The organism is Microtetraspora sp. AC03309 (genome assembly GCF_020826795.1).
Taxonomy (GTDB): Bacteria; Actinomycetota; Actinomycetes; order Streptosporangiales; family Streptosporangiaceae; genus Microtetraspora; species Microtetraspora glauca.
Map to the genome: position 1 here is coordinate 35,374 of NZ_JADDIL010000005.1, position 22,679 is coordinate 58,052.

26 protein-coding genes are annotated in these 22,679 nt (G+C 69.6%); 9 read left to right on the forward strand and 17 right to left on the reverse strand.

The features are described 5' to 3' along the window. Positions 1–41: 41 nt before the first annotated feature. Positions 42–326, reverse strand: a complete 285-nt coding sequence (locus tag IMZ11_RS04090) for a DUF1540 domain-containing protein (protein ID WP_228637597.1) — start codon at positions 324–326, stop codon at positions 42–44. A 334-nt stretch (positions 327–660) separates the two neighbouring features. Between IMZ11_RS04090 and IMZ11_RS04095 the strand changes: the two genes are divergently transcribed. Continuing rightward, a complete protein-coding gene (locus tag IMZ11_RS04095; RefSeq protein WP_228637599.1) occupies positions 661–963 on the forward strand; it encodes a hypothetical protein in 303 nt (100 codons plus the stop codon). 133 nt (positions 964–1,096) lie between these two features. On the opposite strand, the gene IMZ11_RS04100 is transcribed toward IMZ11_RS04095, so the two are convergent. Further along, positions 1,097–1,312, reverse strand: coding sequence for a DUF1918 domain-containing protein (locus IMZ11_RS04100; protein ID WP_228637601.1), 216 nt, complete (start codon positions 1,310–1,312; stop codon positions 1,097–1,099). A gap of 380 nt (positions 1,313–1,692) precedes the next feature. On the opposite strand from IMZ11_RS04100, the gene polX reads away from it, so the two are divergent. Beyond that, positions 1,693–3,417: a DNA polymerase/3'-5' exonuclease PolX gene (gene polX, locus IMZ11_RS04105; protein WP_228637603.1), complete on the forward strand. Its 1,725-nt coding sequence runs from the start codon at positions 1,693–1,695 to the stop codon at positions 3,415–3,417. Between the two features lie 124 nt (positions 3,418–3,541). Here polX and IMZ11_RS04110 read toward each other — a convergent pair whose 3' ends face one another. The 3 genes from IMZ11_RS04110 to map all read right to left on the reverse strand — a co-directional run bounded on the left by IMZ11_RS04110 (position 3,542) and on the right by map (position 5,459). Continuing rightward, on the reverse strand, positions 3,542–3,793 hold the full coding sequence (locus IMZ11_RS04110) for a DUF1876 domain-containing protein (protein WP_228637605.1): 252 nt from the start codon (positions 3,791–3,793) through the stop codon (positions 3,542–3,544). Between the two features lie 102 nt (positions 3,794–3,895). Continuing rightward, entirely contained in the window at positions 3,896–4,546 is a 651-nt protein-coding gene (locus IMZ11_RS04115; RefSeq protein WP_228637818.1) for a CBS domain-containing protein, read from the reverse strand. A gap of 145 nt (positions 4,547–4,691) precedes the next feature. Further along, the gene (gene map, locus IMZ11_RS04120) at positions 4,692–5,459 is read right to left on the reverse strand and encodes a type I methionyl aminopeptidase (RefSeq protein ID WP_228637607.1); all 768 of its coding nucleotides are present in this window, start codon (positions 5,457–5,459) and stop codon (positions 4,692–4,694) included. A 52-nt stretch (positions 5,460–5,511) separates the two neighbouring features. Between map and IMZ11_RS46075 the strand changes: the two genes are divergently transcribed. Both IMZ11_RS46075 and IMZ11_RS04130 read left to right on the forward strand, forming a co-directional pair. Further along, positions 5,512–5,895 carry a helix-turn-helix transcriptional regulator gene (locus IMZ11_RS46075; protein WP_308066751.1) on the forward strand — a complete coding sequence of 128 codons (384 nt, stop codon included), beginning with the start codon at positions 5,512–5,514 and terminating at the stop codon, positions 5,893–5,895. 332 nt (positions 5,896–6,227) lie between these two features. Then, the gene (locus IMZ11_RS04130) at positions 6,228–6,938 is read left to right on the forward strand and encodes a VOC family protein (protein WP_228637820.1); all 711 of its coding nucleotides are present in this window, start codon (positions 6,228–6,230) and stop codon (positions 6,936–6,938) included. 150 nt (positions 6,939–7,088) lie between these two features. On the opposite strand, the gene IMZ11_RS04135 is transcribed toward IMZ11_RS04130, so the two are convergent. From IMZ11_RS04135 to IMZ11_RS04155, 5 genes are all read right to left on the reverse strand, one after another. Then, a complete protein-coding gene (locus IMZ11_RS04135) occupies positions 7,089–7,484 on the reverse strand; it encodes a hypothetical protein (RefSeq protein ID WP_228637609.1) in 396 nt (131 codons plus the stop codon). A 618-nt stretch (positions 7,485–8,102) separates the two neighbouring features. After that, positions 8,103–8,849 (reverse strand): class I SAM-dependent methyltransferase, encoded by a 747-nt coding sequence (locus IMZ11_RS04140; protein WP_228637611.1) that lies wholly within the window; start codon positions 8,847–8,849, stop codon positions 8,103–8,105. Between the two features lie 537 nt (positions 8,850–9,386). After that, positions 9,387–10,118 (reverse strand): HAD family hydrolase, encoded by a 732-nt coding sequence (locus tag IMZ11_RS04145; RefSeq protein ID WP_228637613.1) that lies wholly within the window; start codon positions 10,116–10,118, stop codon positions 9,387–9,389. A 104-nt stretch (positions 10,119–10,222) separates the two neighbouring features. Next, entirely contained in the window at positions 10,223–10,873 is a 651-nt protein-coding gene (locus tag IMZ11_RS04150; protein WP_228637615.1) for a hypothetical protein, read from the reverse strand. Positions 10,874–11,059: 186 nt separating this feature from the next. Continuing rightward, a complete protein-coding gene (locus IMZ11_RS04155) occupies positions 11,060–12,007 on the reverse strand; it encodes a sigma-70 family RNA polymerase sigma factor (protein ID WP_228637617.1) in 948 nt (315 codons plus the stop codon). 68 nt (positions 12,008–12,075) lie between these two features. Here IMZ11_RS04155 and IMZ11_RS04160 point away from each other — a divergent pair, with 68 nt between their 5' ends. Next, positions 12,076–12,642: a dihydrofolate reductase family protein gene (locus IMZ11_RS04160; protein WP_228637619.1), complete on the forward strand. Its 567-nt coding sequence runs from the start codon at positions 12,076–12,078 to the stop codon at positions 12,640–12,642. Positions 12,643–12,698: 56 nt separating this feature from the next. On the opposite strand, the gene IMZ11_RS04165 is transcribed toward IMZ11_RS04160, so the two are convergent. After that, the gene (locus IMZ11_RS04165) at positions 12,699–13,823 is read right to left on the reverse strand and encodes an LLM class flavin-dependent oxidoreductase (RefSeq protein WP_228637621.1); all 1,125 of its coding nucleotides are present in this window, start codon (positions 13,821–13,823) and stop codon (positions 12,699–12,701) included. A 132-nt stretch (positions 13,824–13,955) separates the two neighbouring features. Between IMZ11_RS04165 and IMZ11_RS04170 the strand changes: the two genes are divergently transcribed. Further along, positions 13,956–14,261: a hypothetical protein gene (locus tag IMZ11_RS04170; protein ID WP_228637623.1), complete on the forward strand. Its 306-nt coding sequence runs from the start codon at positions 13,956–13,958 to the stop codon at positions 14,259–14,261. Positions 14,262–14,554: 293 nt separating this feature from the next. Here IMZ11_RS04170 and IMZ11_RS04175 read toward each other — a convergent pair whose 3' ends face one another. Both IMZ11_RS04175 and IMZ11_RS04180 read right to left on the reverse strand, forming a co-directional pair. After that, positions 14,555–15,439, reverse strand: a complete 885-nt coding sequence (locus IMZ11_RS04175) for a dioxygenase (RefSeq protein WP_228637625.1) — start codon at positions 15,437–15,439, stop codon at positions 14,555–14,557. A 69-nt stretch (positions 15,440–15,508) separates the two neighbouring features. Next, positions 15,509–15,991, reverse strand: a complete 483-nt coding sequence (locus IMZ11_RS04180) for a MarR family winged helix-turn-helix transcriptional regulator (protein WP_228637627.1) — start codon at positions 15,989–15,991, stop codon at positions 15,509–15,511. A gap of 118 nt (positions 15,992–16,109) precedes the next feature. Between IMZ11_RS04180 and IMZ11_RS04185 the strand changes: the two genes are divergently transcribed. Continuing rightward, positions 16,110–16,484, forward strand: a complete 375-nt coding sequence (locus IMZ11_RS04185; protein WP_228637629.1) for a DoxX family protein — start codon at positions 16,110–16,112, stop codon at positions 16,482–16,484. A gap of 208 nt (positions 16,485–16,692) precedes the next feature. On the opposite strand, the gene IMZ11_RS04190 is transcribed toward IMZ11_RS04185, so the two are convergent. After that, complete coding sequence (locus tag IMZ11_RS04190; RefSeq protein WP_228637631.1) at positions 16,693–17,454, reverse strand: hemerythrin domain-containing protein; 762 nt, start codon at positions 17,452–17,454, stop codon at positions 16,693–16,695. 210 nt (positions 17,455–17,664) lie between these two features. On the opposite strand from IMZ11_RS04190, the gene IMZ11_RS04195 reads away from it, so the two are divergent. Both IMZ11_RS04195 and IMZ11_RS04200 read left to right on the forward strand, forming a co-directional pair. Next, complete coding sequence (locus IMZ11_RS04195) at positions 17,665–18,930, forward strand: APC family permease (protein ID WP_228637633.1); 1,266 nt, start codon at positions 17,665–17,667, stop codon at positions 18,928–18,930. A gap of 289 nt (positions 18,931–19,219) precedes the next feature. After that, positions 19,220–19,993, forward strand: coding sequence for an alpha/beta fold hydrolase (locus IMZ11_RS04200; protein WP_228637822.1), 774 nt, complete (start codon positions 19,220–19,222; stop codon positions 19,991–19,993). 72 nt (positions 19,994–20,065) lie between these two features. Here the strand turns inward: IMZ11_RS04200 and IMZ11_RS04205 are convergent, their stop codons facing one another. The 3 genes from IMZ11_RS04205 to IMZ11_RS04215 all read right to left on the reverse strand — a co-directional run bounded on the left by IMZ11_RS04205 (position 20,066) and on the right by IMZ11_RS04215 (position 22,600). Beyond that, the gene (locus IMZ11_RS04205; RefSeq protein ID WP_228637824.1) at positions 20,066–20,992 is read right to left on the reverse strand and encodes an aldo/keto reductase; all 927 of its coding nucleotides are present in this window, start codon (positions 20,990–20,992) and stop codon (positions 20,066–20,068) included. Between the two features lie 99 nt (positions 20,993–21,091). Beyond that, positions 21,092–21,961 carry an NAD(P)-dependent oxidoreductase gene (locus IMZ11_RS04210; RefSeq protein ID WP_228637636.1) on the reverse strand — a complete coding sequence of 290 codons (870 nt, stop codon included), beginning with the start codon at positions 21,959–21,961 and terminating at the stop codon, positions 21,092–21,094. Positions 21,962–22,018: 57 nt separating this feature from the next. Beyond that, entirely contained in the window at positions 22,019–22,600 is a 582-nt protein-coding gene (locus IMZ11_RS04215; protein WP_228637638.1) for a YdeI family protein, read from the reverse strand. Between the last annotated feature and the right edge of the window lie 79 nt (positions 22,601–22,679).

A 22,679-nucleotide genomic window follows, 5' to 3' on the forward strand; every position in this document is an offset into this window, starting at 1 on the left:
CCGATTCACGGGCCGGTCGAGTTCCCGCCGTCCGGTTCCGGCTACGCGGGCGCGTACGTGAGGCATTCGGCGTCGTCGTGCGAATATCCGACGACGATGCCGGGGGCCTGGCATTCGAACTGGACGTTGTGCCGGCAGTCAGACATCTTGCACGCGCCGACGCGGGCGGTGACGGATGGATCGCCTCCCTTGGAGGGACCGCTGAGGAATGTGTCGCAGTGTGCGTGGTGAACATCACCGACGGTGATGGCGAGCGCGTGGCACGCGCCATTCCTGTTGTACGCGCAGGACTCGACCTGACACTCGTTGACTACGGGCATCTCCATCGCTGAGGCCTCCCAAGGCTCCGGGCCCGGTCCGTGTGCGACGTGCCGTCGCCAGGGCCTTTCGCCCGCTCGTCTGTCCGCTCGATTCGCCGCGTGACATAGACCGGCACACTCGGCACCCCTCTCGTACCGCCTCGGATCGGCCGTCACGCTCATGCCGATCCCAACTCTTCGCCAAGATCGGCGGCGCGTAGGCCGAGGCAGGTCGGCATCTGTTGTCAGGAGCCCTCTCCCCTCCGGCCCAGGCTTGGCTCGCCGTACCCGCCGAACCGGTCTCGCACCAGGCACAAGATCGCTCAGCACGCGGACGAGATCACCATGACCCTGTAGCGGGATGATCGGCCGGATCGGCCAGGCGCTCGCCCAGCGTGCCGCGGAGGCGGCGGAGCCCGCGACCGCGGCACCGGGAACCGTTCACCGAAGCGTCCGGCCCCGGGCCCCCGCCCGGCGGCGCAGCTCCCATGCCCTCGGCCTGGCGGACGCGATCGCGTTCGGAGAGGCTCTCGACCGGCTCCCGGACGAGTTGCTCGTCTTCGGGATCGAGGGCGGCGACTTCGGCCTCGACGCCCCTGTCACCCCGTCCGTCCGGGCGGCGATCCATGAGACGGCCGAGGCCATACGGCGGCGGCTCGGCTGAAACGGGAAGGAGTCGATCGCACGCGAGAAGGTGCGGGACGTCATGACCGGGGCACCTCATGGACCGCCACAGAATGGACCGCCACAGATCGTGTCGGACGACTCACGGAAGACGCAGGGTCCGGCCGCGCCCCTCAGCCCGGCGCCGAGTCGGTCGAGTCGGTTCGCCGATGCTCGATACGGGCGTCCCGCCCCGGAAACACCAGGACCTCACGCTCCTCGTCGAGCCAGCGAACGACATACGGGGGCGAGCCGTCGGGGTGACGCAGAGCGACGATGACGCCGACGTGATTCGGTCTGTCCGATCTGGTGCTCTCAAGCACCAGTCGATCCCCGACCATCGCTTTCATGGCTCCGTCCCTTCCGTCCCAGCGCGGCGGAATCAGGCTCGCCGCCGGATGGGCCGGTCGCACGCCTGCCCCGGGGCGCACTCTCGCTCTGGCGTGGACCGCCGCAGCACCGCGTTCCCCGCCGGGCCGTTCGAACGCCTTTCCACGCTGACTGCCCGGTTCGTGAGTGAGGCAGCTTCTCACCGAAAGGCCAGCACACCCCGTGGCCTTCTGGCGTATCGCGCCGGTAAAGCTCTTGTGTGTTCCGGATATTTCCCGATATTTCGACCTCCTGACAGCTCCGGGTCGCATCCCATACAGGACCTTCAGCCCTATCTGCCGATAATCCGGGCAGTCGATGCTGGAGGAAAGTCAGCCGAACCCCGGCGGGAGTGGCAGCCGTGGAGCGCTCGAATGACCAGGTCGCGGATCTGCTGCAGGAGTACGCGGATCTGATCGCGATCACGGGCGGCGACGCCTTCAGGGTGAGGGTGTACGAGAAGGCGGCGCGATCGGTCGGCGGCTACGCCCGCGACATCTCGAACATGGACGCCGGTGAGCTGCGCCGGATCCCCAACGTGGGCACCTCGATCGCGGCGAAGATCGACGAGTTCCTGCACACCGGCGCGATCCACCAGCTCGAGGAGCTGCGCACCAAGATCCCGGCGGGCGTCCGCATGCTCACGCTGATCCCCTCGCTCGGTCCGAAGAAGGCCGTGACGCTCTACCACGAACTGGGCATCGACTCGATCGAGTCCCTGGAGGCGGCGATCGGAGCGGGCCTGCTGCACGGACTGCACGGATTCGGCCCCAAGACCGAGGAGAACCTCCTGCACGGCATCGAAGTGATGCACAAAGCAGGCGAGCGGGTGGATCTCGGCATCGGGATGAGCGTCGCGGAGGAGATCATCGCGTCACTGCGCCAGGTTCCGGGATGCGAGCGATGCGTGTACGCGGGGTCGCTGCGCCGGATGAAGGACACCATCGGTGACATCGACGTTCTCGCCACATCATGCGAGCCGGCGGCGCTCATGGAGGCGTTCACCCTGCTCCCCACGACCGGCGAGGTGATCGCGCACGGAGACACCAAGACCTCGGTCCGCACCGTCGCCGGCCTCCAGGTGGACCTGCGGGTCGTGCCGGCCGACTCCTGGGGCGCGGCCCTGCAGTACTTCACCGGCTCGCGGGCACACAACATCCGGACGCGGGAGATCGCCGTCCACAAGAAGCTCAAGCTGTCCGAGTACGGCCTGTTCGACGTGACGACCGGGGAGAAGATCGCGTCCACCGGCGAGGCGGAGGTTTACGGCATGCTCGGGCTGCCGTGGATCCCGCCGACGCTGCGCGAGGACAGCGGCGAGATCGAGGCGGCGCTGCGCGGTGAGCTCCCGCGGATCGTGACGGAGACGGATCTCCGCGGCGACCTGCACACGCACACGAACCTGACCGACGGGCTGGCGTCGCTGGAGGAGATGGCCGCCGCCGCGGCGGAGCGGGGCTACTCCTATCTCGCGATCACCGATCACGCCCCCGCGCTGTACATGCAACGGATGACCGACGAGAAGGCCCTGGCCCAGCGCGAACAGGTGCGAGGGCTGGACGGCGCCTTCGGCGGGATGCGGCTGCTGCACGGCACCGAGCTCAACATCGACCCGGAAGGGAAGGTCGACTGGCCGCCGGAGTTCCTGGCCGGATTCGACCTGTGCGTGGCCTCCTTGCACTCGTATTTCACGCAGTCGCGCGAGGAGACGACCCGGCGGTTGCTGCGGGCCTGCGAGAACTCCCACGTCAAGATCATCGGCCATCCGACGGCCCGCGTGATCGGCAGGCGGGAGCCGGTGGACGCCGACTGGGACGCGGTGTTCACCGCCTGCGCCCGCACCGGCACCGCGCTGGAGATCAATGCCTTCCCCGAGCGGCTCGATCTCCCCGCCGACCTGGTCAGGCGGGCTTCGGGAAAGGGCGTCCTCTTCTCCGTCGACAGCGACGCGCACGCCGTGCCGCACCTGGCCACCATGCGGTACGGCGTGGGCACCGCGCAGCGCGGCTGGCTCACCGCCGACCAGGTGATCAACACGTGGCCGCTCGACCGCCTGCTGTCCTTCCTGCGGGCGGGCCGGCCATGACATGAACGACGGGCCTCGCGAGAAGCGGACATCCGCATCGCCGTAACCGGTTGGCCGCATCGGGCCGGCCGGGCGACGCGGAGCCCCCGCGCGGGAACGAGAGCCGTTTCGGGGTCTGCCGTGCTCAGCTCTGCCTGGCGCATCGGGCGATGTCGTCCGAACCGACGGCGAACAACTTGCCCGTCAGATCGGCCAGCGCTCGGGCGACCGCCAGCTCGTTGCCGACCTCGGGCACAGAAGGATCGGTCGGGTTACGACGTGCGCGGCCGACCCCGGCCACGTGAGTGTCGTCCCTGGTAGTGAGGACCGCGCGAGCAGACGTTTCGTCATCTTCCTCGGTGACATAGATGTGGATGCTCCATTGCGTGGCCTCCATGGCTGAACCTCCCGTCACGTGGATGTGGTGTCCCTTTCCTTGTCTGCGATGCCGTGACCGCCCGACAGGGACGGACGTCCGGTGCCGGAAGGATCCGAGGCTTCACGGCCTCGGTGAACCACCTTTCAGGGAAGCCCCGATGTCCCCGGACGCGCCTGACGAAGCGAGCACGACACCGGCCACGCCCGGCACCGTACGTGCGATGATCTCGGCGATCCGGGCCGACCTGTCATCCACGTCAGCGCCGTGCAGCTCGACCAGCCCGTCGCGTACGGTCACCTGCCACGACGTCGTCTCGAGGGAATCACGCAGCGCCGCCAGAACGTCATCACGGATCCTCTCGTCTCCGTGAGCCAGGATCCCCATCAGGTCACGTCGGCTGGCCATTCCGACGACGTCTCCGTCGCGTAGGACCGGAACGCTCTTCACTCCCATCGTGATCATCAGATCCACGACGTCCAGCACATCGGCCTGTTCCTGAACGGTCCTCACGTTGGACGTCATGACCTCCTCGACCCCCACGGACGGCTGCGAGCCGGGCAGTGCTTCGGGACGCAGGTAGGAGCCGGGGTCCGTTTCGAACTCGCCGCGCAGAAGGTCCATCTCGCTGACGATCCCGACCATCCGGCCCTTCTCGTCGACCACCGGGGCGGCCGTGATGTCCTGCTCGTAGAGCAGGTGGATGGCCTGTTTGACGCTCCACGTCCGCGGCACGGTCACCACCGGCGCCGTCATCATCTCCCGGACCAACATCGAGATCACCCCCACGTCTCCATCCCATGCCCCGGCGACGCCACTCCCCAGAGGCGAAGGTCCCTTCAGCACGCGGCCCGGCCCGGCCCGGCCCTGACCTCGAACCCGCTCTCGACCGGTAACTCCGGCCCTCTCTCATCGGGCGTCAGGGAAGGGTCAGGATGACCGGTCCGTCGTCGGTGACGGCCACTGAGTGCTCGACGTGGACCGTGCGGCTGCCGTCTCCGCTGCACAGGGACCAGCCGTCCTCGGCCATCGCGTAGTCGTCCCCGCCTCCGGCCATCAGGCTGGGCTCGATGGCGATGACCATGCCGGGGCGGAGCCTCAGGCCGCGCCCCTGACGGCCCTCGTTGGGTACCCACGGGTCCTCGTGCATGGCCCGCCCGATGCCGTGGCCGGCGAAGTCGTTCTGCATGCCGTAACCGGCCGCGCGGCCGATGCGGGACATGGCCTGGCCGATATCGCCCAGCCGCGCGCCCGGCACGGCCTGCGTGATTCCGGCGGCCAGCATGCGCTCGGCCGTCGCGATCAGGTCGCCGTCGCCCTGGCGGGCCCGGCCGACGCAGAAGCTGACAGCGGCGTCGGCATGCCAGCCGTCGATGTGGGCGCCGCAGTCGATGCTCAGCAGGTCGCCGTCACGGAGCCGGTAGCCGGTGGGCAGACCGTGCAGCATCACCTCGTTCACCGAGGTGCAGATCACGCCAGGGTAGGGAGTGGCACCGAACGCCGGGTGGTAGCCGAGAAAGGACGATCCGGCCCCGGCCTCGTGCATGATCTGGCGGGCCAGCTCGTCGAGCTCGCGCAGAGACACCCCGGCGGTCGCGTGCGAGCGGACCTGCGTGTGTACCGCCGCGACGACCCGGCCGGCCGCACGCATCACCTCGATCTCGCCGGCGGTCTTGAGCTCGATCAACTCCTGCCTCCTTCTGGATTCCGATAACTATACCGGTATTAGTATTGGGCCCATGGTACGCGAACCGTTGTCGATCGCCGACCGCCTGCGCGGGGAACGGCTGGGTGACCTGCTGCGCGAGGCCAGGGGTTCACGCAGCATCACCGACGTGGCACTCCGGGCCGGGATCTCCCCCGAGACGCTGCGGAAGATCGAGAGGGGCCGTATCCCCACACCGGCCTTCTTCACGGTCGTCGCCGTCGCCGGGGCTCTGGAACTGTCACTCGACGGACTGCTGGCTCAGATCAACCTGTCCGAAACGGCCGCCGAAGCCACGGGCGAACACTCCGGCCGACGGCGCGCGCAGAGCCGCAGGATGATGGTCCGGCAGGATGACCAGCGGCCCGGCCGCCAGAACCTCCCGCACCCGCGTTTCGCAGGTCCTCGTTACCTGTAGCGCGTGAGGTGTCGTCCACGACGTCCATGACAAACGACGTCGCCCGGTGATCCGCCTGCTGGATGTGGTCATCCGCCGCCGCCCATCACGCAGATCACCGGAGGAAGCATGCAGGTGCGGCGAGTCTTGCCGCCCGTCACAGGACCGGAGTCATGGACCGTGCCGGGCGACTGCGACGGCCCGATCCAGCCGATTGGGGGCTGGCTCAATTCGATCGGCGGTTGGTGGAACGCCATCTCGCCGATCTTCAGGCCGAGGGACTCAGCACCGGCGAGGGCCGGCCACGCGGGCATAGGGTTGGCGGCATGGCGACGCGACTTGTTCAGATTGCGATGAATGCTCGGGACGACTCCGCAGTGGGTCGGTTCTGGGCGGAGGCGCTCGGATGGGGTATTTCCAGCGAGGGGCCCGGCGTGACCAACGTCGAACCGGAGGACTTCGCCTATCCGGATCCCGTCGCTGTCTGCATCGACGTCATTGCCGTTCCGGAACCTAAAACGGTGAAGAACCGCGTGCACATCGATCTCGCGACCACTTCCGCGGCCCATCAGGCGGACCTGGTCGCGCGCCTTGAGGATCTCGGCGCGACGCCCGCCGACGTGGGCCAGGGCGACGTCCCGTGGACGGTCCTCGCCGACCCGGAGGGCAACGAGTTCTGCGTGCTGGAGCCTCGATCGAACTACCAGGACACCGGGCCGATCGCCGCGGTGGTGGTCGACTGCGCGGATCCGCGGGCCATGGCCGAGTTCTGGAGCGAGGCGATGGACTGGACCCTGCACGAGGTAAGCGACGATCATGCGGTGCTGCGCTCCTCCAAGGGGGTAGGGCCGTATCTGGAGTTCCTCCGTACACCCGGCGTGAAGACCGTGAAGAACCGCATCCATCTCGACCTCCGGCCGTACCCCGGCGACGATCAAGCGGCGGAGGTGGCCCGGCTGCGGGCTATCGGCGCCACCGATGTCGACCTCGGCCAGGGCGACGTTCCGTGGACGGTCCTCGCCGACCCGGAGGGCAACGAGTTCTGCGTCCTCACCCCGCGCTGACACGGAACCTCTTCGTCCGCGCGCGGTACAACGACTCCCCGCCAACGAGGTGGGGCCGCCGCTCCGCGGACATTTCCACGGGGACGACGGCCCGGCATCCGGACGAGACGGCGACGGATGTCACGCGTCACCGTCCGGTGTCATGCGCGATTACCACTTCCAGTGGCGGAAGTGGTGCCAGCTCCCGTCCCAGTGACGGGCGTGGTGCCAACCCCCGTCCCAGTGACGGGCGTGGTGCCAGCCCCCATCCCAGTGGTGGGCGTGGTGCCAGCCCCCATCCCAGTGGTGGACGTGGCGCCAGCCCCCATCCCAATGGTGGAAGTGGCGCCAGCCCCCGTCCCAGCGCCAGTGGTGCTGCCAGTGGCAACGACCATGCCAGCAGGGCCCCCAGTTCGTGGCGGAGGTCGTCGTGATCGACGTGGGCGGGATCGACGTGGTGGCGACCGCGGTCGGTGTCGCCGCGGTGGCGGGTTGCGCGGGCAGTGTCACAGGGACGACGAGGGCGGAGGCCGCCATCACCCCTGCCGCGAGAGAATGTCTCAGCATGAGCGATCACTCCGTGTTGTGACGATTGTGCGCCAGCGCTGCCTGGCTACGGAGCGTCGATTCGGTGCATAGAAGACGCCGAAACGGCGTGCTCATCAATTCCACCCTAGTACCGCAGTTCGCGAGGGTCACCCAAGGGCGCGGCCGGGATACGGCAGAGAGAAACCGCAGCGTGACCTGCTCGGGCGTCCGGGCGTCCGGGCGTTTGTCTAACAATCGTTTGATGAACGCGCGCCGGGTCCGCACCAGGGGTCTCACTGCGTCTGGTTCGGGCGTTCGTTTTACCGTTCATTTTCGGCCACGGTGTTCCCGCCTCCGCGGCCGAGTTGGCGGGCGGCCCCCCGTGGTCGATGACGACAAGCTGCCGCGATCGTGGCCCGCCGCCGGCGTGAGGAGTCCATCCGCACCATCGCCGCCGGCGTCATCCACAAGCCCCTGGCCGAAGCCCAGCGGGAGGACCGGGGGTCCCGGGACGGTTGGCTGCATGAGGCCAGGACGTGGACGACGCGACGTCGGTCACGCCTGCGCGTAGTCGCCAGGCCGGCGGTTGGCCTCCCGCTGCACCGTGGGCCCGTAATAGTTGTAGTGGATGTTCCAGACGCCGAGGGCGGCGCGGGTTCAGGCGATCAGCAGGCGAAGGCCGAGCTCTGCCGCGTCGAGATCGACGAGGTCCCGGTTGCGTTCGGCCCACCGACCGGATGCGAGGTCATCCCGGAGGCTGTGCACTGCGCGCTGCTCGGCCTCCGGCCCGACTCTGGCCCAGACCGACATACCGCGACGGACATTCTCCTCCAGGTACGCCTCCGGCCGACGCCAGTAGGCCTCGAAGAGGCCGTCAGCGCAGTCCCACGGGATGAGCACCGGTTCCATCCGGGCTCCGATCGCGCGGGCCTGCTCGGTCACCGAAGGCCGGCCGACAAGGAGGTCCGCGACCTCAGGCAGATAGTCGCGAGTAAGCCAGAACCGATGAAGCCATCCGGTGTCACTGGTGTCGTGCGTGAACACCACCACGCGGCGAGCAACCCGCCGCATCTCACGCAGGCCGGCGATCGGGTCCTGCCAGTGGTGAATGGAGGAAACACTCATCGCGGCGTCGAAGGACTGGTCATCGAACGGCAGGTTCTCGGCAGATCCAGCCAGGCACGGCGCCGCGTCCGGAGGGCGCTGCGAACGCATGAGCGCCGACGGCTCCACCGCGAGGACGTGGCGGTCGGGGGGCTCATAGGACCCGGTGCCCGCCCCTATGTTCAATATGGTTCGGGCGTCGCCGAGCGCAGCCCAGATCCGCGCAGCGATGCGCGGTTCAGTGCGCCGTGTCACGGTGTAGGTGGCTCCGATGGTGTCGTACAACTGCGCGCTGGACATTGACAACACTGCCTTTCCGGCTGTCACCCGTCGTCCCCTCACCGTAGCTGTGGCCTGGGTGACGTGCCGCTGCGTGGGATGTCGCTTGATCGCTACTTCACCATATTGATCGGCATACGAGGGCTGTCACAGAGTGGCGCTCATGTCCTGCAACGGCAAGCCGGACCCCCTGGCCGCGGGCATGTCTTGCCGCTTGCGCCCTTCGATCAGGTGGTCGGGGGCGAACAGGACGCGGGGCTCCAGATCGAGCCGGGTGGTGGGGACGTGGTCGGCCGGAGTGAGGTTGAGCGTCCAGTTGCCGAACGCTCGTCTGGGCGAACACCGTCCTGGAATCCTCCGTCCGGGAAGGCAGCGGCCCACATCCGTCGTATTCGGGTGCCGTTTAGAAGTCTGCGATGAGTCGGACGCCGCTGATCGGGTGCGGCCAGTATTGATGCGGATTCGGGGGGTTTGCGGGCTCCAAGGCCAAAGCCAAGGCCATCGAGGAGACGACCGAACTCCCGCCTTCAAACCACGCCGAGGTTCGGTGAGAGCCGGTCAGGCGTTCGTCCGTGACAGGTGGTCGGGGAGGTCGGTGAGGCGTTCGATGCGAAGTACCGTCTCCTCTGCCGTCGGCGACGGTCCACCGGTGACGAAGTCGACGCCACGGTCCAGCCAGATGCCGGTGAGCCCGGCGAGGGTGGCAGCGTTCACGTCGCTCTCCAGCATGTCGCCCACGTTGACCGCCTGCGCGGGGTCCGTCCACATCCACCGGCAGGCGGTGGCGTAGGCGACGGGCTTGGCCACACCGAGCTCGGTCGGGGTCAGGACGGCTTCGAAGTATTCCAGGAGGCCGAAGCGGGCGAGCTTGGCGCGCTGCTGCTCGGGGTCCCCGTTGGTGAGAACGGCCAGACGCGGTCCTCGGGGGAGCCGTTTCAGGGACTCCAGGCAGGGCTGGACATCGGGATAGCACCGCCAGGACTCCTCGAACACGGTGAGGTAGCGCTCGGCGATCCAGGCGTCCAGAAGGCCGGGACTTTCCGGAACCGGCTCGCCGAGCATCGGCAGGAAGGAACGGAGCCTGCGCCGGTGGTGCTCAGCGAAGGAGCACTGACCGGCCAGATATTCCCGCATGTGGCGCCCCTCCAGCGTCCACCACAACGTCACCAGTTCCTCCGGTGGAGCCGTCGCGTTCGGCGCGGCCTTGACGATCTGGCCGATCGCTTCCCAGACCGCGCTTCGATGATCGACCAGGGTGCCGTCCAGATCGAAGAAAATCACATTCGCCACAGGGTGATCATTTCGTGGCGCTTGTCCCTGACGCCAGAGGGGGCGCGGCACCGTGGCGCCCGGTCTGGCGGACCACGCCGCCTGAAGTGCTCAATCCGCCGCTTCTACGCGCACCCGTTATGCCGCGCGGTGCGCGGGTACCCCTCCGCCGGAACACCGTCCCGCCGGGCGCTGCCGGGCGGGCGGGACCAGCGGAGCAACTCCAGAGTGAACGCTCGGGCCTGCGACTGGACGTCCTGGGCCGCGCTGGTCAGAGCGGCGATGACCCTCACCGCCGCCTCGGACCGGATGGGCGTCAGCCGCGCCCCTTCGGCGGCGGCCTTCCGGACAAGCGTCTCGACCAGTCGCTCCGGGACGGGGGTATCGGTGAAGCCCGCGCGGTGGGTTCGGCGGCGCTCGATCTGCGCGTGCAGCAGCCGCGTGTCCTCGTCGACCTGGACGCTCGCGCCCAGCCTGATCGTCGCGAGCAGCGCCCGGCGGTCGGGCTCGGGAAGGACGCGCACCACCGGTTCGTAACCCAGCGCGTGCAGGGCGAGCCGCGCGTTGAAGAGCGCCGCGCCGCAGCTGATGAGCATCTGACGGCCCTCTGGATCGCCCAGCCGCAGCAACCGATCGGGATCAGCCCGCAGGCTGATCTCGTCACCGGAGACGGCGAACGACCACGGCTGGGTGTTGTGTATGGAGGGCGCCCAGATCGCGGCCTCCACGGCGACGTGAACGGCGTGGCTGATCTCTTCTGCTGGACGGGTGTTCATCGTCCACCACCTCCTCGGGGAGATGAGGCCGACCCGTCACGCGGCAACCGCCTTCGGCCATGGCTCGGTCGGCGACTGCCGCTGTGTCACAGGCTCAATCAGTAGCGTACGACGACGGCCGGGGACACACGCGAGCGCACAAGCGAATGAGCGACGCCCACTGATGTGAACCTTCATCCAACAAGATCATCGTTGTGCCCGCGTGGGCACAACGTCCTCAAACGATCTTTGGCCCAGGCTCGCCGGGAGGCCGAACGCGGCGAACAGGCCGGGTGCCTCGAACACGTCCACCGCGGCGAGGAGGCCCGCCCTCGGGCGCAGCACGATCAGCGCGAAGGAACGGAACGCGGTGTCACCGGCGCCGCGGACGTAGGCGGCGACCGCCGGCTGGCGGTTCGCGGCCGTCGGCAGCATCCACCACCGGCCGGGGGTGTTCATGTCCCGGCGCAGCGCCCGCGCGACCGCGGCCTTGCCGGTCCACTCCCCGACGCCGGGCTCGATGGTCAGCCGGATGTCCTCACGGAGCAGGTCGACGAGGGCCTCCGGATCGGCCCGTTCGTGCGCGGCGATGTACCGCGCCAGCAGTTCGCGCTGTGCGGGGTCAGGTTCGCCGGCGGACGACCACTCCAGGCGACCGCCCGGCCACCGCTCGCGCAGCGTCGTCCTGGCGCGCTGCAGGGCGCTGTTGACCGCCGGTACGGTCGTGCCGAGCAGGGCGGCCGCCTCACTCGCCGACCAGGACAGCACGTCGCGCAGGATGAGCACGGCCCGCTGGCGGGGCGGCAGCAGCTGGATCGCGGCAAGGAACGCCAGGGAGATCGTCTCGCGGCCGACGGCCATCATGTCGGGGCCGGGGCGCTCGTCGAGCAACTGGTCCGGGTACGGCTGCAGCGCCGGTGTCGTGCGCCGCAGGGTGTCCAGGCAGGCGTTCGTGGCGATGCGGTACAGCCAGGTTCGGGCACTGGCACGCTCCTCGAACGCGTCCCTGGACCGCCACGCCCGAAGGAACACCTCCTGCACGTGGTCCTCGGCCGCGTCGAACGACCCGAGCATCCGGTAACAATGGACCTGCAGTTCGCGGTGGTACCGGCGGGTCAGGTCCGCGAACCTCGCGGCGTCCACGGCAACGTTCATACCCGTACCGACGAAAGAAGACGGCCGGATCATCGGAGAGATTCCGGCCGGAGTACGTCTACTCGGGTATGGCGATTGTTGAAGTGGACATCTCGATGTCGGTGGACGGGTTCGTCACCGGGCCCGACCTGGACACATGGCCCGGTCTGGGCGAGCGCGGCGAGCGGTTGCACGCGTGGCTCGGGCACGACGAGGGGCGGCGGCTGAGCGAGGCGACGTTCGCCGCGTCCGGCGCCGTCGTGACGAGCCGGTCGGTGTACGAGGCGACCGGCGGTTGGGGTGACGACGGCTTCTACCGGATGCCGGTATTCGTCGTGACCCACCGGCCGCACAGGGTGGTGCGCAAGGGCGACACCACGTTCACGTTCGTGACCGGCGGGGTCGCCGCCGCGATCGAAGCGGCCGCGACCACCGCCGGCGACAAGCGGGTCCACGTGATGGGTGGTGCGTCGATCGTCCAGCAGGCGCTGCGGACCGGCCTGGTCGATCGTCTGCGGCTGCACATCGCCCCGTTACTGCTGGGCTCCGGCACCGTCCTGTTCGACGGTGCCGGCCCGGAGCTGGAACACCTGGACACCGTGGACACCCCGGACGCCACCCATGTGACGTACCGGGTCGGGCGGGCCGGACCCTGACCGGGTCGGGCGGGCCGGACCCTGACCGGCTCGGCCGACGGCCGCGTGTCCCGCTTCTATGACCCGCGGCCAGGTCCCGCCGACTGCTGCTCCGCCGTACCGGTGATCGTGGCTTCGCGCCCGCGCAGGCCATGTTCACGAAGGCGGGGAAGCACCTCGGCGCCCAACCGGGCGATGTTCTCCCGGGTCCGGTCAGGGCGGGCCGTGCCCTCCGCCATGAGGATCAGATGCCGCAGACCGGTCGCGGCGACCGTGGCCCGGATCACATCGACACAGTGCTCCGGCGAACCGACCGGGTGGATCGCGCAGAGCCGCTCGACATAGCGGGCCGCGTCCGTGCGGGAGGAGCCCTGGCCGTCCACCCGTACGTATCCGGCCAGCCCCGGCTCCAGCCACCGGGGCATTTCGGTACGCAACTCCCGCACGGCTGCCGCCGTGGAGTCGGCCACGTGCCCCACCACGGCGGCCACGTGGCCGTTCACTCCATGCCCGCCATGAACAGCGGCGTTCGGGACAGCTCCCGCTGTGGCCGCCCCCGGCACCGTCGGGGCCGCGGCCGCGTACCGCTCGTATTGCGCGATCATGGCGGCTTTCTCCGCGTCGTCGATGTGCATGCCCAGCAGCATGGGCAGTCCGCGCTCGGCGGCGAGCCGCACCGTATTCGCGGAGGTACAGGCCACCAACGGCCGCAGCCGGGCGGGCGGCATCATCGGCACCCGGCGAAACCTGAAGAACTCGCCGTCCGCGGCCACCTCGTTCCGGGAGAGGGCCGCGCACAGCAGGTCGAGGCCTTCGGCGAATCCGCGTTCGAACCGGGACAAGCCCGTGCCGAACACCTCCAGGTCACGCCAGGGGCCGCCCCGACCCACGCCGAGCAGGAACCGGCCGCCGGAAGCATGGTGCAAGACCGCCGCCTCCTCGGCGAGGGCGACCGGATGCCGGGTGGACAGAGTGGCAACCGCCGTACCAACCGCGATCTTGGTGGTCCGACCCAGCGCGACGCCCGCCAGCGTGGTGGCCGAAGGGCATACGCCGTACGTCATGAAATGGTGCTCGGCGATCCAGGCATCGTCGAATCCGGCTGCCTCGGCCGCCGAGATGGCGTCGATGGTCTGGGAAAGGACCTCTCCGGGCGAGCACCCCGGACGGCACGGGGCAATCAGGAAAACGCCCAGGCGCATTCTTCAGTTCTAGACCACGTCCGTCGGCGAGGTCCACCAGCGAGTCCGCCTGTCGAACACACCGGTGAACCACGCGCCCGCAGGAAACGGCATCTCAGCCGGACATCGCGCCGCCGCTCAGTGCTCGTCCCAGTGCCCGTCGTGGCCGGCATGGCGGTGACCGTCGTGGATGTAGTCGACGTGATCCCCATGCGGTACGGCCACGTGTCCGCAGCCGGGCCCATGCCGGTGACCGTGATCATCGTGAGGCATGTGGCCCGCGGGCTCACACTCATCGACGTGATCACCGTGCACCCGATGCAAGCACCCGTCGTGTACGTAGTCGACGTGATCAGCATGCGGTACGGCGACATGCCCGCAACCGGCTCCATGGACGTGGTCGTGATCGGGATGCTGACGGTGTTCGGCAGATGTGGTCACTGGTCTCCACCCCGCTGATCAATTCATGGTGAGCGGTGCTCCGCCTTTGGCGGGCGAGCTACTCGTACCCCTTGGCCATTCACGGGCAGCACGGTTTCTTCTCTGAAGATGCCATCCCGGCGAAGAGCCGGGAAACGGTGGCGACACCTGTCCGAGTTCCCGGGCCGAGCCGATTCCTGTTCCCGGCATTACGCGCCCCACTTCGTGGCAGGCTTGTTCGGCGAAGGCAGCGAAGCCGCCACAACTTTCGGCGGGACCTGCGGGACCACATCCTGGCCGATCGCCTCCGCACGCTCTCCGGCTCGAGACCCTCATGCCGGGGTCTGGAAGGAGCGCTTGGAGAAGCCGATCATGTACCCCTCTATGACGGTCGTGACCGGCTGGTCCGCGCGGCCTCCCGCGCCGAGCGTGATGAACAGCGGGATGTAGTGGTCCACCGTCGGGTGCGCGTACGGCATGCCCGGCGCCCTCGTCCGGTAGGCCGCCAGCTCCCCCACGTCCCCTCGGGCCAGCGCGTCGGCCGCCCATGCGTCGAACTCGGACGACCAGGCGGGGACGACGCCCTTGTGGATCATCTCGGGAGTGACGAACGGCAGCCCGTGCGTCATGAACCCCGAGCCGATCACCAGCACGCCCTCCTCGCGCAACGGCGCCAGCCTGGCCCCCAGGCGCAGGAGCAGGTCGGGGTCGTGCGAGGGCAGGCTGAGCTGGAGCACCGGGATGTCGGCCAGCGGGTACATGGCCATCAATGGCACCCAGGCCCCGTGGTCGAGCCCACGGCTGCGGTGCTGGTGAACCGGTTCCCTGTCGGGCATCATCGCGGCCACCCGTCGGGCGAGAGCGCTCGCGTCGGGGGTGTCGTACCGCATCGTGTAGTAGCGGCGGTGGAAGCCCCCGAAGTCGTACACCAGCGGAGTGTGCGCGGCGGACGCGGACAGCGCCGGCGGCGCGGCCTCCCAGTGCGCGGAGACGATCAGGACGCTCTTGGGCTTGGGCAGCGACTGCGCCCAGCCGAACAGCTCACGGAGCCAGGGGCCGTCGTCGAACAACGGGGGCGCGCCGTGGCTGATGTACAAGGCGGGTAGCGGCCCGTCGGCGGGCGTCCAGTCGTGCTGGGCGCGGGCGGCGGGCAGCGCTCCGGGCAGGAACTCGTCGTAGGCCCCGGCGGGGATCTCCGGGTTGAGGATGGAGGCCATGGAATTCTCCTGGTGGCGCAGCGGGCGGGTCGGCCGTCGGCGGAGCGATCGGGTCGTCGCTCCGGAGGGTCAGCCGAGACAGGTGTCGTCGGGGTCGATGGCGCGCATGATGCGGCGCCCTATGTCGCGGAGCTGCCGGGTCTGCCCCTTGGTGAGGGGGTCGAGGACGAAGCCGCGGACCGCCTCCACGTGCCCCGGAGCGGTCGCGACGACCTTGTCCCAGCCGTCCTCGGTGAGGACGGCCAGGGTGTAGCGGCCGTCGGCCGGGTCGGGCGTGCGCCGTACCCAGCCGCGCTTCTCCAGCCGGCCGACCACATGCGACAGGCGCGACAGCGACCCGTCGGAGAAGGACGCCAGCTCACTCATCCGCATCGTGCGCTCGGGACTCATCGACAGCCCCGCCAGGACCTGGTACTCGAAGTGGCTGATGCCCGCGTCGCGCTGCAACTGCCCGTCCAGAGCGGCGGGCAGTCTGATCAGAACGCTGACCAGCGCCAGCCACGTCTGCATCTCCTCCTCGGTCAGCCAGCGAGGTTCGCGCGGTGTGTCCATAGCTCTGATTTTACTTGATGCCTCAACTAATCTAGGCCGCATCAAGAGTTGACGCTTCAAGTCCTTATATCTACTGTTCGTTTGAATATTCAAGTCAACCGTACGGAATGGACTGCCGATGAACGTGGTTCTCTGGATCATCGCCGGCCTGCTCGCCCTCGTCTTCATCGGCGCCGGCCTGATGAAGCTGACGCAGCCGAAGGACAGACTCGCCGCGTCCGGCATGCCCTGGACCGAGGACTTCTCCGCCGGAACGGTCAAGGGCATCGGCGCTCTGGAGGTCCTGGGCGCGATCGGCCTGATCCTCCCCGCCGCCCTGGACATCGCGCCGGTGCTCACGCCGCTGGCCGCGCTCGGCCTGGCCGTGGTCATGGCCGGTGCCGCCGTCACACACGCCCGCCGCAAGGAGTCACCGACGATCGTGGTCAACGTGGTGCTCCTGCTGCTGGCCGCCGTGGTGGCCTGGGGCCGTTTCGGCCCGTACGCCTTCTGACCCCCAGCGGTTCGCGGGACATGAGCCGCATGAGCCGCATGAGCGGACGTACCGCTGCGTATCGCCGGCCGTCCGGCGGTGCCGGTGCGCTTCAGCCCTGGCGCGGGCGTGTCAGGTCCGATACCGCGGACGTCCGCGGCGGGCGGGCCGTACAACGCTGGACTACGCCGTCGCCGCGGGACGAGAGGCGCCCCCCCCTGGCACGGCGTCACACCCGTGGAGTGAACTGAGCCAGGTCGTAGATCCCGAGGGTCTTCTCGATGTCGGCGACATGGTCGACCACGCCGGCGAACCCGTTCGCGCCGAAGCGGCGGTGCTCCTCGTCCTCGAAGACCTCGCCCAGTTCGAGGAACTCCTTGGGCGGGACGACGTCGCGGAAGGCGGGGAAGACCACGGTGTCCTCCCGGGCCTCGTGTGGCTCGTACATGCGGATGAACGCGGCCATGTCGGTGACCAGGGCGCGGCGGCCCCGCGCGTCGGGGACCTTGGAGGGAGCGGTGGCCTCCAGGATGCGGCTGGTCAGAACGCGTCCTCGCCGGTGTTGGAGCTGGAGGACGGAGACCGTGTCGGTGAGCTTTCCGGCCTTGCGCAGCCGCGGGAAGACGTACTGCTCTTCGAGGTGCTCGTGGTACTCCTCGATGAAGTCACGGATGATGCGCGCCCCCGCGTTGAGCGGCTGCGCCGGGACCTGCTCGCCACCGTCGATCCGGCGGATCCCGTTCCGGTAGATCAACAGGATCCGTTTGAGTACGCCGTGCTCGCGCATGAGGTCTTCCGGCGGGGTCACCGGCACCTCGGACTCCCTACCCGGCGAGGACGGCGCCGGGGAGGTCGCCCCGGCCCCGGCCCCGGCCGTGGCCGTACGCGCCGGGGCGCCGCAGGCGGCGAGGGCGACTCCCCCCGCCATCGCGACGGTGGACAAGCCCAGCAGATCGCGTCGGCGCACCGCCGGAGAGTTCAGGTCCCCCACGACACCTCTCCATTTCATCGTCTGCGCGCTCGGGCATTGGGTGCGTCCGGGACATTCCCCGGTCCCACGACCCCACGCGACCTTCCGGGTAATGCTCCGGCCAGCCGAGCGACCCGGCCACCGCGACCGGACCGGCCGATTTCCGTACGCCGCGAATCAGTATCGTGAACCCGATATCGGGATCGCGTTCTACGTCGATGGAGAGTCGCTATGGCCCGCGCCTCGGCCGGAGCCCGCCAGCCGCTGCTGGAGCGTCGCCTGGGCCTGACCGACGCCGTGGTCATCGGCCTCGGATCGATGATCGGCGCCGGGGTCTTCTCCGCGCTGGCCCCTGCCGCGGCCGCGGCCGGCTCCGGCCTGCTGGTGGGGCTGGCGCTCGCGGCGGTGGTCGCCTATTGCAACGCCATCTCATCGGCACGGCTGGCGGCGCGCTACCCCGCCTCCGGCGGCGCCTACCTCTACGGCCGCGAACGTCTGGGCCCGTTGTGGGGATATCTGGCCGGGTGGAGCTTCGTGGTCGGCAAGATCGCCTCCTGCGCGGCGATGGCGCTTACCGTGGGCGCCTACCTGTGGCCGGGGCACTACCGGGAGGTGGCCGTGGCCGCGGTGGTGGCCCTGACCGCACTGAACTACACCGGAGTACGAAAGGCGGCGTGGCTGACCCGCCTCATCGTCGCGGTGGTGCTGATCGTACTGGCCGCCCTGGTGGCGACGATCTCCGTCAGCGGCCACGCCCAGCCGGCCCGGCTCGCCGCCATCTCCGAGGGCGGCGTGCGCGGCGTGCTGCAGGCGGCGGGCCTGCTCTTCTTCGCGTTCGCCGGCTACGCCCGCATCGCCACCCTGGGCGAGGAGGTGCGTGACCCCGCCCACACCATCCGGCGCGCGATCCCCATCGCGCTCGGCATCACCCTGGTGGTCTACACGGCCGTGGCGGTCACCGTCCTGGCCGTCCTGGGTCCTCAGCGACTGGCCCGATCGACCGCCTCGCTGGCCGAGGCGGTCACTGCCGCGGGCCTGCCCGCCCTGGCCCCGGCCATCCAGGCGGGCGCCGCGATCGCCGCCCTCGGATCGTTGCTCGCGTTGATCCTCGGGGTGTCCCGTACCACCCTGGCGATGGCCAGGGACCGGTACCTGCCGCCCGCTCTGGCCGCGGTGCACCCGCGCTTCAAGGTGCCGCACCGGGCCGAACTCGCCGTCGGCACCGTCGTCATCGTGCTGGTGCTGACCAGTGACCTGCGCGGCGCGATCAGCTTCTCATCCTTCGGCGTGCTGGTGTACTACGCCATCGCCAACGCCGCCGCCTGGACGTTGCCTCCCGGCGAAGGACGCCCGCCCCGGATCGTCCCCGTCCTCGGCCTGGCCGGCTGTGCCGCTCTTGCCTTCAGCCTCCCGCCGGTCGCGGTGCTCTCCGGCAGCGCGGTCCTGGTGATCGGCGGCCTCCTGTACGGGGCACGCCGAATCCTCAACCGGCACTGAGCAACCGGCACTGAGCCCACGCCGGGGTTCGACGGCCGGGGTTCGACCTCAGCCGGTCCAAGAGTTGGTAGCATCTTGAAACCATTCGTCCCCGCACCGAAAGGCGAAGCCCTACGTCCGGTGATCGCGGCGCCGCGGCACCGGAGGGAGCGGAATTCGCCGGCCGACAGCGGATCGCGCACATAGCCGATGCCCATGGCGGTCTTTCGTCCACCAGTCACCGCGACAAAGGGAGAGTCCCGTGCCGGAATCAACGATCAAGGTAGGCTCGCTGAGTTTCGACGCGCTGGTGGACGGCCCGCCGGATGGGGAACCAGTCATCCTCCTTCACGGTTTCCCGGAGAACTCTCGGCAGTGGACGGCACATGTCGCAGCGCTCGCCGAGGCGGGGTACCGGGCCGTGGCCGTGGATCAACGCGGGTACTCGCCCGGCGCACGCCCGGCGGAGGTGGAGGCGTATCGGATGCCGCACCTGGTGCAGGACGTACTGAACGTGGCGGACGCGCTGGGCGCCGATCGATTCCACCTGGTCGGGCACGACTGGGGCGGCTCTGTTGCGTGGTGCACCGCATTCACCAGTCCCGAACGGGTGGCGACGCTCACCTCGTTCTCCACACCGCATCCGCGTGCTTTCGCCGACGCGGTGCGGGAAGGGGCGCAGGCGGTGCCGGACTACCATCGGACGTTCACGCCGGACGGCGCGGAAGCGATGCTACGTGATGATCTCACCTGGATCCGGGATGCGCTGGGATCGGCGATCCCCGCGGAACACGTACAGGAGTACGTGAGGCGGCTGAGCCACCCCGAGGCGCTGAAAGCGGTGTTGAGCTGGTTCGCCGCCAAAGATCCGGCGGACGTGGCGATCGGCCCGATAGGGGTGCCGAGTCTGTATGTGTGGAGCGACGGCGACCCGGTGGTACGGCGCCGCACCGCCGACCTGACGGCGAAATGGGTGACCAGCCCGTACCGCTTCGTGGCGTTGGAGGGAATCGGCCACTGGATCTCGGAAGAGGCGCCGGAGCTCACCTCGCGGCTGGTGGTGGAGCACGTGCGGGGGTCGTAGGGCGGGGAACGAAAGCCGACCCGGATCTGGCGGAGGGCCGCCACCGGGCCGGCCTCCGGCCGCCGCCCGTAATCAGGAGGCGATCTCGTCCAGCTCGGCCAGCGCCTCCGCGTCGGGCCGCCACGTTCCGGCGGCGGCGTTGGCCCTGATCTGCTCCGGCCGGGTCGCGCCCGCGATCACCGAGGCCACGGCGGGCCGTGCGAGGAGGCCGCCGATCGCGATGTCGAGCAGGCCGACGCCCTGCCGCTCCGCGTACTCCGCGAGCCGCTCAACCGTGTCGAACCGGGCGTCGGTGAGGTACTCGGGCCGTGCGGCGAGGCGGGTGCCCTCCGGGGGCGTCGCGCCTCGCCGGTACTTGCCGGTGAGCAGCCCGTTCGCCAGCGGGAAGTACGGCAGCACGCCGACGCCGTAGTGCGTGGCCGCGGGCAGGAGCTCCTGCTCGACCCGCCGATTGAGCAGGCTGTACTCGTTCTGCGCGGAGACGAAGCGTTGGTATCCCGCGGCGCGGGCGATGTGGTCGGCATCCGCGACCTGCCATCCGGCGAGGTTGGATGATCCGATGTAGCGCACCTTGCCCTCGCGCACCAGCTCGGTCAGCGCGGCGAGGGTTTCCTCGATCGGCGTCACCCGGTCGGGGAAGTGCAGCTGGTAGAGGTCGATCCAGTCGGTGCGCAGCCGGCGCAGCGACCGCTCGACCGCCTTGCGGATGTAGCGCCGCGAGGCGCGGGCGCCCCAGTCGGGGCCGTTGGCCCCGCCGGTGTCCCCGCCGAACTTGGTGGCGAGGACCACCTCGTCGCGCCGCCCCTGCAGCACCTCGCCCAGGAACTCCTCGGATTCGCCGTAGATGTCGGCGGTGTCGATGAAGGTGATCCCCACGTCGAAGGCGGCGTCCACCACCGCGCGGGTTGCCTCGATGTCGATCCGCCGGCCGAAGTTGTTCGCCCCCAGACCGACCGCCGAGACGACCAGACCGGAATCGCCGAGACTGCGGTATGACATGTCAGACACGGAAACGCTCCTCTGTTCCTCATCCGTCGTCATCGCGTGCGGCCGGTCCGCGTCCGTGTCCGGGCCCTCTGCCGGGACGACCCAGGTGCCCTACTTCTCGCCCTGTACGGCATGCCGCGCCTCGCGGAGCAGCTCCACGACGGCGCCGATGTCGGCGTCCGCCCAGCCGAGCTCGGCCGCCTCCTCGTAACGCCGCTCGACCAGCCGGGCGATCGGCGGGTCGATCCCGGCGGAGCGGGCCACGTCGACGGCGAGCCGCACGTCCTTGGCACCGAGCCGGGTCGTGAACCAGCCGCGATGATCACCGCTGAGGATATCGTCGATCCGGTTGTGCACCGCGGGCGGGACGGTCGGCCACCCGAAGAGGAAGTCCCGCAGCAGCATGTCGTCCACGCCCGTCGCCAGGCCGATGGCGACCACCTCGGCGACCACGGCGACGCTCGACATGAGCAGATAGTTGTTCAGCAGCTTGAAGACGACCGCGTCGCCGGGGTCGCCTCCGCAGTAGCGGTAGGCCGCGAACGCCTCCGACCAGACGGGCCGCAGATCGTCGACGAGCTGCCGGTCGCCCCCGACCAGCGTGAACGCCTGCCCGGAGGCGACGGCCTGCGGCCCCCCGATGATGGGCGCGGCCACGAACCGGCCTCCCGGCGCGGCCTCGCGCAGCGCGCGTGACGTGTCCGGGGAGACGGTGCTCATGTCGGCCACGATCGGCCCCTCCACCCCGGCGAGCCGGAGCATGACCTCGCGCACCGCCTCGTCCCCCGCGAGCGAGAACAGCACGGCGTCGGAGTCGCGCGCGGCCTCCGCCGGATCTCCCGCCTCGGCGGCGCCACGGGCGACCACCTCGCCGGCCCGCCCCGGGGTGCGGTTCCACACCGTGACCGTGAAGTCCCGTTCGAGCAGCCGCTCGGCCAGCGCCCGCCCCATCCTGCCCATTCCGAGCACCGCGACGCGCATAGGGCATCCCCCCTCCCGGCCATTGTCCCCGCCGTCACGCTGCGGGAACTCCCCGGGTCAGGGGTAGATCTTCTGCTGCTCGGCCAGCATGGCGACGAACTTCGCGATGCGCCGCGCCCGGGTCTCGGGCTTCTTGGCGTCGCCGACGCGGTGGAGTACGGCGTACCGGTTTCTGCTGTCGAGCGTGGCGAAGAACTCGGCGGCCGCCGGGCTGGCGTCGAGGGCGACCCGCAGGTCGTCGGGGACCGTGGCGGTCCGCTGCGACACGTAGGCCGCGTCCCACCGTCCGTCGGCCCTGGCCCGCTCGATCTCGCGCAGTCCGGCGGGCCGGACCAGACCGAGCTCGGCCAGCCCGACGACCCGGTCGCAGTTGATCTTCGACCATCTGCTCCTGGCCCTGCGCGGGGTGAACCGCTGCAGCCAGTGGGTCTCGTCGAAGGCGGCCTTCTGCCCGTCGATCCAGCCGAAGCACAGGGCCACGTCCAGCGCCTCGCCGTACGACACGGTGGCGATGCCGGAATCCTTCTTGGCGATCTTCACCCAGAGTCCGTCCGACCGATCGTGCTCCTGTTCGAGCCATTCCTCGAACGCGTCGCCGGACGGGAACTCGATGACGGGCAGGTCCTTCGCGGGAGACACGGGCAACCTCACCGGGCCGGTCGGTGGTCGGACACGGCGGGCCTTCCGGCCGCCGGGGGCGGGGTTCACGCTACCCCCT